This window comes from Acinetobacter sp. AG1 (genome assembly GCF_001005525.1).
Taxonomy (GTDB): Bacteria; Pseudomonadota; Gammaproteobacteria; order Pseudomonadales; family Moraxellaceae; genus Acinetobacter; species Acinetobacter modestus.
Genome location: NZ_LBMZ01000067.1, coordinates 1 through 11,612, shown reverse-complemented (window position 1 = coordinate 11,612; position 11,612 = coordinate 1). Strand labels below are relative to the sequence as shown.

Below are 11,612 nucleotides of genomic sequence, written 5' to 3'. Positions count from 1 at the left end.
GTGAGAATACGATAAAGCAAGAAAATAAAAACTTATACAATTTCTTACAAAATATGGTTCAAGTTTATAAACCTATTATTTGAATGTATAATAATAGTTGAAAATTTATAATTTTTTGTTGAATTAAATCAATATTTTTGTAAAAATTAAGACTAATATGTTAAAAATATATTTAAAAATTTAAGGAATACTATGTTTGATTTTTCAGCTTTAGAAGGGGCTTTATTACAAGATGAGATTACTGATCCTATTGAAATATTTAGAGAAATGCCCAAGCCCAGCGGCTTTAATGACTTGTATAGTAGTCAGGCTGATGTCTTAAAAGATTGGTATAATAAAAGAACCAATAAAGATAATATACTTAAATTGCATACTGGTGGTGGTAAAACATTAGTCGGATTGTTAATTGCAAAATCTATTCTTAATGAAACAAAAAAACCAGTAGTTTACTTATGCATTAATAATCAATTGGTAGAGCAAACTTTAGAAAAAGCAAGATTAATGAATTTTCCAGTTTGTGAATATATAAAAGGGGAACAATTACATACAGATTTTTTTAATGCTCAATCTATACTAGTTTGTAACTATAATTGTCTTTTTAATGGGAGAAGTAAATTTGGAGTTAAGGGGAGTAGTCGAGAATATACAGAGCTTGGAGGAGTTATTTTAGATGATGCACATAGCGCGTTTTCTATTTTAAGGGATGTTTATACGTTAAATATTGATAGTGATAGAAATAAAGATTTATATGCAAGATTTATTGAAATGTTCACAAGTGCCTTTGACGGAATTGATAAGTCACTTAGTTTGCATGAAATAGTTAATGAACAAGATACGACAAATGTACTTGAAGTTCCATATTGGAGCTGGCTAGATAAATGTAATTTGTTAGCAGTAGATTTGAGTTTAAACTTTTCTAATGAATTTGTTTGGCCATTAATTAAAGATAATTTGAAGTATTGTCATGTTTTAATAAGTCATAAATCTATTACGATTACACCTATTTTACCAATTATTGAAAGCTTCCCTTCTTTTAGTGAGTGCCCTCGAAGAGTTTTTATGTCAGCAACAATTGCTGATGATAGTGAGTTAATTAGAAGTTTTGGTGTAAGTAAGCAGTCACTAGAAACTGTTATTAAAAATCGCTCACTAGCTGGTATTGGTGAAAGAATGATTTTCATGCCTAATGAAATATCAATAGAAACACTTAAAAGACTTTTTAGTAAAGCAAATTCAAATAATGTTGGAACGCTCATTATTACTCCTTCTGATGCAAAAGCACAAGAATGGAAAGATTATGGTTATGTTTTAGATAAGGAAAATATTAATGAAGGGATCGATAAGCTTTTAAAGAGAACATTAAATAAACCAGTGATTGTTTCGAATAGATATGATGGCATAGACTTGGCTGGTGATTCATGTAGATTGTTGATATTAGATGGGTTGCCTACTGGTACATCACCTTATGATATTTTTAAAAGTAATAGTTTCTTTGGATCAAAAACTTTGTCCAAAATGATTGCTCAACGAGTAGAGCAAGGGATTGGACGGGCTGCTCGGGGAGGGGGCGATTTTTGTGTTGTAATTCTAATTGGGGAAGACCTAAAGAGTTGGATTTCTCAGAGTCAAAATTATGAAATTCTAACAGCCCCTAGTAAAATTCAATTAGAAATAGGAAGGCAGCTCAGTAATATAGTTAGTAATGAAAGCTCACTGATTGATTGTTTTGAACAGAGTCTTTCACGGGATATTAAATGGACTACTTTTCATGCTAGAACACTGGCTCAGAAAATGGATGAGATGCAAGATATTGAATCTGATGTTGAGCCTGCTTTAACTGAGCGAAAGATATTTAATTACTGGATAAAAAATCAACATCAGTTGGCTCTTGATGCATTAAATATTTTTAATAGGACTTATCAAGATAAGGATTTGCAAGTAAGCGCGTGGCTATACCAATTATGTGGTAGAATTTCTTATAATTTTGATGGTGGTGATTATAAAGAATATCAAAGATCTGCATATCAGAGGAATAGTAATCTTTTAAAACCTCTTACTGAGATAAAATATACTAATTTAGTTGCTCCACAGAAACAATCTTTTGAGGTTGCAAAGTTTATATCATCATTCCAGTATAAAGATGGAATTAAAGATGGTTTAAAAGCAATTTCTCTCCAATTGAATTCGACAAGTAGTGCTAATCAATTTGAAAAGAATCTAGATGACTTAGCTAAGTATTTAGGCTTTTCTAGTAGACGCTTTGATGAGAGAGGGAAAGGTCCTGATTTAATTTGGAAATTCAGTAATGGACATGTATGGGTAATAGAAGCAAAATCTAGAAAAATTGCAAAATATAATAAAGAGAATCATGGTCAGCTTTTAATTGCAGGTCAGTGGTATGTGAATAATTTTAATTCTGAGAATTTCAGTTTGATATCTATTGTCTCACATACTTCTGCAACTTTTAATTCTGAGGCGGAGTCTAGTAATACATATGCTTTGTTAATTTCTGAAATACAGATACTGGTTTCTAATTTAATTGAATTTTACACAGAAGTGGAAGCAGCACCTTCTAATACAGATTGGGTGCGGTTCTGCGAAGAAAAAATGGAGCTATTCAATGTACGAGAAGCGGATTTAAATAGATATCTTAAGAAATTTAGAGTTGAATAGTTGAAAAAATGGTATGTAGTATTAATTCGTACTTTCTATTTTAAAGGTTATTTGATCAATCTTATAACTTTTGTACTGATGATAATATTTATATAGGGTGGAGCAATCTAAATGTTTGCTTCAGCTAGAATATTGACACTCTAAAATTTGCAGACTCTCCATTGTCTGTTTATCTCCATTGTCAGTCGGTTTTAGCTGAACGAGCATATAGCACATCATATTTATTTCTTTTGAGATGTATATTTATGTGAAACCCTCAATGTATCTTGTAGATGATGCTGTGCCTGTTTTACCTATCTATGCAAATGCATTAATCAAACCGGTACGTTGTTATGAGCTGAAACTGGTTAGTTATGTACTATGGGATGATGATCCTAATGGGCATTTGAGTTATGAAGAAGGGATTGCGTGGATGTGTCGTTTTGATGAAGGTTGTAGTTGGCCTGAAGGAAAATCAATCAATAAGATTTATGAATTATCGCTAGCGGAAGAGGCGCTCAAAGTGAAAGGTGGAGGGTTATGTCCACGCAATGATTATTGGCAAACATCAGCACAACCTGGTTCACGTCAGTATTTTAAGCAGGGTGAAGTTCTTACAACCCTTGCCGAGCTGCATTGGGGAGAAATGTATTGATATTGGGAAGGTGAAAATTAATTTAAGCATCGGAGATGTCCTGTTTCTCATTCTAGGCTGGTTTAGGCTTCTACTAATGATTGGAATAATGTAGTGGTGATTAAAGTCAAAATTGTTGAAACAAGATGATTAAAATTCTTAATATCCTAATCATCTTTTTATAATTTTAACTATTACATTTTTCTATATGTTGAAAGATTCGTTCACAAATGTCTTTAGCTTTGGAAGTCAACAGCCAATCAGGATTTTCCTCAAAATCTGTAATAATTTCGTGGCAGAAATTAAGTTTATATTTAATTGTTCCTACACCATTGCCATCTGCAAAAGCAGTCTTTTGAGTTTTGGACGTTTTTTTCTTGATTTGGTCATCTATTAACTTCCCAATTCCATCGTCTTGGTGATCAAAGTAGCCTTCGTCGGTAATATGATCAATAAGAGATATATCATAACTTTTTTTAGTTTCACTTTTCATACGAGAAAATCTGGACTTTGCTACTCGAATAATCGACTCTTTAGGCAAAGTGTTTTCAGTTTCTTTACATTTTAGAATGAAATAATTATCTGCTTTTAGCTCACTTTTTAACACTTTTACACGATCTTTTTTATTTATTATATCTCCATCAGCAATAAGGAGCATTTCACTTGCTACTGCCTTTGCACTTAAACCTTTATTATGGTTGGGAAGTGTATAGTGATCATCAAATGACCAGTGAGTTAGGTTGCTACCAGCATATTCAACAAAGGTATAATGATAATTAGGCATAAATCGGCGGTAGCTTTTGTATAAATCAGGATTAGAGGTTTCTAAATCGTTAAGATATTTTTCCATATATTTAGTAATATATAATCGATCAGTAATGCCTTCTACCCAAATTGTACAATTTGCTAAATAGACAGATGATGGTCTGACACCCAAAGATGCAAGTAAGTCACGATCTCGGTCACAACGGAAAATTTGGAAGATAAATTCTTTTAAATTTCCTTCTTCAAATTTTTTAACAAGTTTTTGGATTATAACTTGATCAGACTCGTCTGCCATATCTAAAAGATGGTTTGAATGAGTTGTGAAAAAATAATAATGATCAGTTTCTTTTAAATAAAAGTTCATCAGTTGACGTACCATACCTGCATGCATGTGTAGTTCTGGCTCTTCAATAAAAAAGGCAAAGATCTGTTTATTATTTTGCTCATCACTCCTTTTGATATATGCTTCATAAGTTAAAATAATTGCTTGCTGCAATCCATCGCCAAGTTGGGAAATAGGAAATTGTTTTTCATTTCCTATTTTGATGTTGACGACATCTTGATCATATTTAGGGATAAGTGAAATAGGTTCATTGTCAAAAAAATACTGACTTAATTTTTCTTCATAGTTTTTTATTAACTCACGCTGTTCTGGTTCTCCAAGTAAATGAATTTTAAGCTCATGATACAAACGCTCACCAGTAATAATGTTTGAAGAATTAAAATTATCATTATCTTTAAAATAGTCTTTTTGAGCACGTTCTATGTAGGCGTATTTATCTATAGCAGCAACAGGTCGCATTCCACGTAAAATTGGGATGTAAATTTTACCATCAGAAAACCATTTTTGTAGTTCAATTCGTGCAACTTTATTTTCGATTTGTTTTATAAGAGTAGGCATTTGATTGACTGTATGACTAGAGCCTAATGTATATTGATTAATGATAGATTTAATTTCAAAAATTTTATTTTTAATTTCATTTAGATTGAATTTAAGAGACATAAGAACATTTAGATCAGATTCTATTTCAAACTTTTCTTGATCTGATACTACAGAGGTTCCATCAGAGGACCAACTGTTATCTTGCCCGTGTATTGTTGGTCTCCTAAAATTATTTTGTTGTAAATAGCTTAGAAGCTCTTCTACCTCATTAGTAAGATCATATTTTTGATATTCTTTAAAATGAGTGGAGGTCTGGAATAATTGTCTCAAAAATCTACTTTTACCAGAATTGTTTTTACCAATAAAAAAGTTAAGTCTATTAATTTCTATAACTTCATTAAAATCTATATCATTGTCAGAAATATAGTTTTCTAAATTTTTAGCCCAATAGTATAACTTTTCACCCATGGTTAAATCTCAAAAAATGATCTAAAGTCTTTATTTTACAGAATATTAAGAAAATAATTAACTTAAAAGACCATTTTCTATATGATTAGTTGTTCTTAAAACAAGTGAAGAATAAGCATCTGACTGAAATAAATAATCCCATATATCTAAACAAATGTTAAGAGTGTTACTATCTTCATCATCTGTTGCCTCATCATAAAGGCGTTGTACAACTTTTATAATTTCTGAGTCTTGGAACCTTTCATTTCTAAATTCACTATTGGTGGTTGAATTAGTTGTTATATTAATAACTAATGTCAAAAGTGATGAGCTATATTCAGCATAACTATCACTTTTGTTTTCAAAATAATGAAATAAGCCATATAGATTAAAATGAGCAGCTTTAGATTTGGCAAATATTTCAAATAGTTCTACTGAATTTGTTTTGTTCCAAAACTCATCATGTCCAACGATATTGCTAATTGAACGTAGGATACCTTCATCGTTATCATTAACTAATATCTCAAAAGACGATTGTAATTTTTCTAGATTTTCATTTCCATGGCTATCGCATAAAAGCTGGTTAACTACAGACGTGCAACCTTCTTTTAGAATACCAGTATCATTAAAAATGATTTTGAGTTCCTCCTGAAAGAGGTCATCAAAATACCAACGAGCATAAATTTGGCGTGCGGCCTCATTACGAACGTCTTGATAGTCGGAGCTTAACATTTTTAAAACAAGCGAAATTAAAGCCTTTTGATATTTTCCTTTAAAGCCATTATTAAAAAAATAATGAGATTCATAGCAGCAAGTCATTCTTAGGTCTTTATTACATAAAGCAAGAAATTGGTTAAATGCAAAATCTTCATCATAATTTAACAAAGGAGCTAGGAGTTCCAGTGCAGCCATTTTTACTGCTGGATGAGGATCATTTATAGCTAAATCTACCAAATACTTATGAGACAAAGCATATATCTTATCATTCCAAAAGAGATCAGCAATAGCCAAATAAGCTTTACCTCTTACACAATTAATTGTATTACCTCTAAGCTCTTCAGCTGAAATAACTTCTGGGTCATTTCCATTTTGAGGGTTGTAGATATTTAGCTTCCCCTGTATTGGATCTTTTGAATTTGTCGCTAAATATTCAATTTGTTCAATATATTTTGGAGACAACATTTTTATACGAGTGGCTAATAAATCAATTAAGGAGTGACCATCATCTATTAGTGAAAAGTGGGCCAATACTTGCTCAATTAATTCAAGAGGAGGAGATTCCCAACTATCACGATATGGTTCAGTAACATTCGACAAGCTGGTATCACGTAATCCTCGAAAGAAAGCTTCAATATATTGAGTATCAATATCTTTAGGTAAGGATAAGGCTAATTGACAGAAGCGAATAGGTTGATTCTTTGTTGCAGTAATCAGAGCATTAGAAAATTGATGGATACTTGCTTCTGCTAGAGTATCTCCATTAATCCGTTTTAATCTAAATGAGTTAAATTCGGTAGCAGGCGTGAGAATTAAATCAGCCCATGCTTTATCAGAAAGATGATTAGCGTTGCGTATAGGAGAGGTGACCCAACCACTATTTATTTCGTATATTTTACAAAAATCTGACGGTTGAGATTGACCAAACTTACGGTTAAGTATCTGGATCATTTGTTCTGATTGGATATACCGCCTTTTTTTATCCAGTTTTGGTAGCAAGAAGTACTGAGTTTCTCCCCAATAATGAGAAAAATAGCCTGTTCTTCTATACTTAAGCTGTCTTTTTATATCGTCATAATCAAAAGAAGAAAAAAATAAAATTCTATTTTCCAATTCATGAAATAAGGTTTCTGAACAAAATGGAGAAAACTTTTCAATTATTTTTCCTGATAATATCCATGCTGGTTCTTTGTAGATATTTCCACATTGAAAACGTATTTCTGAATTGGCTAAAATCCATTTGATGATAAAATCTGAATAATCTAGTGATAGGTGTATGTTAATTCTAGCTAATACATGATTGAATACAAAATTTTGGTTGTTGCTATAGTTATGAATTAACTCAAACAAAAGATCAGGTTGGTCATGTAATTTTTCAGCTGATTTTTCGAGTAATTCAATTATTCCATGAATTAAATTAGCTACAGGATCGTTATTGTACTTAGTTTTTTTAGATAACCAGTGATACAGTTGTTCCTCATTAGTTGTGCTGCTTAAGAGATTAGATAAGCGAGTAAGTAATCTACGAATAGCTTCTTGGGGAATTGCATTAGCGAGTGTAATAATTTCATCCAGTTCGATACTTGACCAATTATCTCTATTCGAAAATTTGGGTTTGCTAGAACGTTGTTCAGAATAATAATCAATTTCTATAATATTCTGATAATGATCCAGCATTAATTCAATCAGGTCTAAGGCTCGTAGGGGATTCTTTCTAGAAAGATCTTTCCAGTTGACAAAATTGACATAACAACCTGATGCTATAAGCTGTTTGCGTACTTCAAACATTTCTACTGAGTCATTAGCGATATCCCAGCATAAGGTGTTATAGACATATCTATCCCATTGTTCAGACTTCCCTATAAATGGTTTCATTTCAGAGAGAACAAGATCTGGTGAATAGTCTGCAATCGATCTGAGTAATCTTAAAGTAATATCTAGCAATTCATGATTATGGTCATTTAACCAACTATTCAAATATTTTTTTTCTGAAAGATAGGATAAAATGGCCACATTCTCATAACAGCTATTATTTAGGAATTTAATAAATAAACTGGATTCCGCAATAATTTCATCAATCAAGAGCTTAGCTGGTTTTTTTAAATCTTTTATATTTTTTAGAGAATTGAGGGCTAAATATTTCAAGTGAAATCTTATATTCTCATTAAAAATTATTGCTTTAATACTATTGCAGAATGAGGTTTGTTCTGCTTCAAGTAAAAGATTTAGAGCATATTTTAAATGCTCACGCTTGGTTAAAGTTTGTTCGTTACGGTTTCCAAGCATTTGAATTAGATTGTCGGTAGACATCATAGCTTCATTAAAGAACTTAAGACCGATTTGATAATCATAAAGAGCTTGATGTCTGAAACTTATTCTAGTGCTTTGCTTAGATAATAGTCCTACAGAAATTAAAGCATGTAATGTATTTTGGCTACCAGGGGGTAGAACGTTTTCATTTACATTCAGGCGTGAGTTACGAGACATTTGTTCAACAATAATATCGATAAGATTTATCGCATCTTGTTTAGAAATGTGGTGACTAATTTCTAAGAGGTCTATGCGATTCTCTCTAAAGAGTCGTACTAACTCTAACTTATTTGTAAACTTGGGAGCAGATAGGATTCTTTCTGCGATCGTTAAATAAATATTAAGCCATAAAGGGATTTGTAAAGTTTTCTTTTTTTCTTCAGTCAGAGAGTTATAAACCTCATAATCTTTGATGAGATCACTGACTATTGATTGATCTAACGTGGAAATACTAATTTCGTTAAGCTGACTGTTAAGACTGCCAATCCAACTTGAAAGGGGTGCATCTTCCTGTGCATCAAAATCTCTAGAAGCAAGAATAATACTAATTTGAATCTTTTCTTGACGTAAACTAAGAATCTGTCTTACTAATTGACGACATATTTCTAAGGCGTTACTTGAATGTGATCCTGTCCAACGTATAGCATCTAGTTGATCTAAAAGAATCACTACTTTTTGATGTTTCGCAAAATTTTTTAAACAGCTAATAGGAGATGAGGGGAATCCTAAATCTTGCCCAAATTGATCTATGTTATTTTCAGGGTGTTTTCGATCAAGCCTTATGGGGATACTAATAATATTTTGTTCTTGTAACTGGCGATGCAAGTCCAATAAGACAACACTTTTACCCATACCAGCTTCTGCTTTAATAAGAGTTATGGCTGTTTCATTTACTGATTGAACAATGTCATTGAGTTCAGGACGTGGGATAATATTTTGAGTAATAAGATGAGGTTCAATAGAATTAACGAATTCTTCTGATAGTTGTCTAATGACAGTCGTGATTCTTTCATCATTAGGAGTGATTTTTAGACTGAAACTATGACCCTCAAGATCGTTTAAAAGTTGAGAAGCTGTAATTTTTTGTCTAAGCCTATTAAAACCAACAGGATAGGTTTTTAGAAAATTGATCACATTAATTGGTTGGTCAAAAAAAAGTATAGAGGCCTTATCTATTAGCTCATTACGTTGATATCCATCTTCGGAGTAACTGGTCACTACAAATTTCTGAAGAAAATTTATTGCACGTTCCAAATGTATATCTTGTTGAATGTCGAAACCAAGATATATACATAGCTGTGAAAAAACATTTTGTCTTTCTACACTGGTATTAATTTGGTGCGTTAAAAAATCTTGAGGCACTCCATTGCTATTTAATGCGCTTAAGCGCAGGTCTGACATCAATTTACAAGTTAAAGGAGAAACAAGATTAAATTCTTCAGTGCCTTGCTCAATCTGGAACTTGGCATTTTTTAATATGCTTGTACTATTTAAGGCTGAAAGAGTCCAAAATTCATTGCTTCCATTTCCAGCTTTGCATTGATGATGTTCAGTTTTACCATCTAGTCGCCCAATAATAACATCTACACCTACTTCATCAGTACCTATAGGTTCTATGGTGACATAAGCAATTTTTTCTTCAAGAAGTCTTATGAATTGATAGGCAATCCAATTTGTCTCAAAATAGTTACCCAATTTTTCAGCAAAACCACCTGCTTCTAATGCCACGTATAGAACCTTATTATTATCCTACTATTCAGTAATATATAACAATTATTATTTCTGGCAATACTTAGCCCAATCTGCCATCAACCCTTTACGTTTCTCAAGATAAGCTCCACGTAGGTAAGCAGCCTCAACTTCATCTGGCAATTTATGTGCAAGCACATGCTCACACACTTCACGTGGGTAGTCAGTCTTATCGGCTGACCAGTCACGGATTGTGGAACGAAAACCATGCGTAGTAATCACCCTATTTTGTTTAGGATCAATATAGCCTAAGCCATTTTCTTTTAGCTTTTGTTCGTGCATTCGTTTGATTAATGTAGTTAATGACATATCCGATAGCATCTCACCAGTACGCGGTGCAGGAAAGATGAAATCTTGTGCTTGAGTATGATCTTGGATTGATTCAAGTAAAGCAATCGATTCTTGAGACAGGGGAACACGATGTTCCTTTTCTGCTTTCATTCGTTCTTTAGGAATAATCCAGACTTTATTCTTAAAATCAATTTCCTGCCATTTAGCCCCAAAAATCTCACCAGACCGACAGGCTGTTAAAATTGCAAATTCCAGAGCTTTAGGCGAAATCCCTTTTTTCTGTCTCAGATGTTGGATGAACTCAGCTACCTGTTCATAAGGCAATGATGGGTGAGGGCGTGATTCCTGCTTTAAGTTACCTAATATAGGTTCAAGATTGCCTTTCCATTCAGCAGGATTGTCACCCTCAAAATATCCCATAGCCTTGGCATAATCAAAAATGGTCTCTATACGACCACGAATACGTTTGGCCGTTTCATTTTTTTCAATCCATATAGGTTCTAGTACAGCAGCAATATCGACTTTGGTAATATTGCTAATACTAAGATTGCCCAAAGTTGGGTAAATATAAGTTTCTAGTGTTGATGACCACTGCCCAATATGCTTTTCATTTTTAAGTTCACGGGTTTTATTGGCAATCACAACTTTGGCACATTCATGGAAGGTTTTATCCCTTAACTGCTGGATGCGAAGCTTTTCAAGTTGTTCTTGTTTATGAGCAATTGGATCAATGCCACTTCGTATTTGTAACCTTAATTCGGTTGCTTTAGCACGAGCTTCAGCTAAAGAAACTTCAGGGTAGGGGCCAAGGCCAATATCACGGCGATGAGGTTTTAACTTTCCATCCTTATCTAGACGTTTACCTACTACCGCACGCAAAATCCAGACACGAGAATTGCCTTCGACATTTAGACAAAGACCATCAACACCGCCAACAGAATGTCGTCCAGTCGCCTTAATTTTTGCTACACTGAGAGCAGATAGCTCTTTAGATTTCTTTGGCATGTACTGATTTACCCCACAACCTACCCCTCATAAAATACTGGAAATAGTCGGATTAGACAAGATGGCTTAGGATGGTATAATTTCTAAGTATTTGAATAATATATTTTTATAGTATTACTTTGGATTGCTTAGGACTACTGTTAGACGGACACCGCTTCC

5 protein-coding genes are annotated in these 11,612 nt (G+C 32.9%); 2 read left to right on the top strand and 3 right to left on the bottom strand.

The window, feature by feature from the left end; translation table 11 throughout:
- The first annotated feature begins 192 nt into the window (after positions 1–192).
- Positions 193–2,673: a DEAD/DEAH box helicase family protein gene (locus AAV96_RS01365; protein WP_052750583.1), complete on the top strand. Its 2,481-nt coding sequence runs from the start codon at positions 193–195 to the stop codon at positions 2,671–2,673.
- A gap of 259 nt (positions 2,674–2,932) precedes the next feature.
- Entirely contained in the window at positions 2,933–3,307 is a 375-nt protein-coding gene (locus AAV96_RS01360) for a hypothetical protein (RefSeq protein WP_052750582.1), read from the top strand.
- A 166-nt stretch (positions 3,308–3,473) separates the two neighbouring features.
- Here the strand turns inward: AAV96_RS01360 and AAV96_RS01355 are convergent, their stop codons facing one another.
- From AAV96_RS01355 to AAV96_RS01345, 3 genes are read right to left on the bottom strand one after another with little or no spacing between them, the layout of a single operon-like run.
- Entirely contained in the window at positions 3,474–5,402 is a 1,929-nt protein-coding gene (locus tag AAV96_RS01355) for an AAA family ATPase (RefSeq protein ID WP_046738026.1), read from the bottom strand.
- A 57-nt stretch (positions 5,403–5,459) separates the two neighbouring features.
- Positions 5,460–10,136: a hypothetical protein gene (locus tag AAV96_RS01350; protein ID WP_046738025.1), complete on the bottom strand. Its 4,677-nt coding sequence runs from the start codon at positions 10,134–10,136 to the stop codon at positions 5,460–5,462.
- Positions 10,137–10,184: 48 nt separating this feature from the next.
- On the bottom strand, positions 10,185–11,453 hold the full coding sequence (locus tag AAV96_RS01345; RefSeq protein WP_046738024.1) for a tyrosine-type recombinase/integrase: 1,269 nt from the start codon (positions 11,451–11,453) through the stop codon (positions 10,185–10,187).
- Between the last annotated feature and the right edge of the window lie 159 nt (positions 11,454–11,612).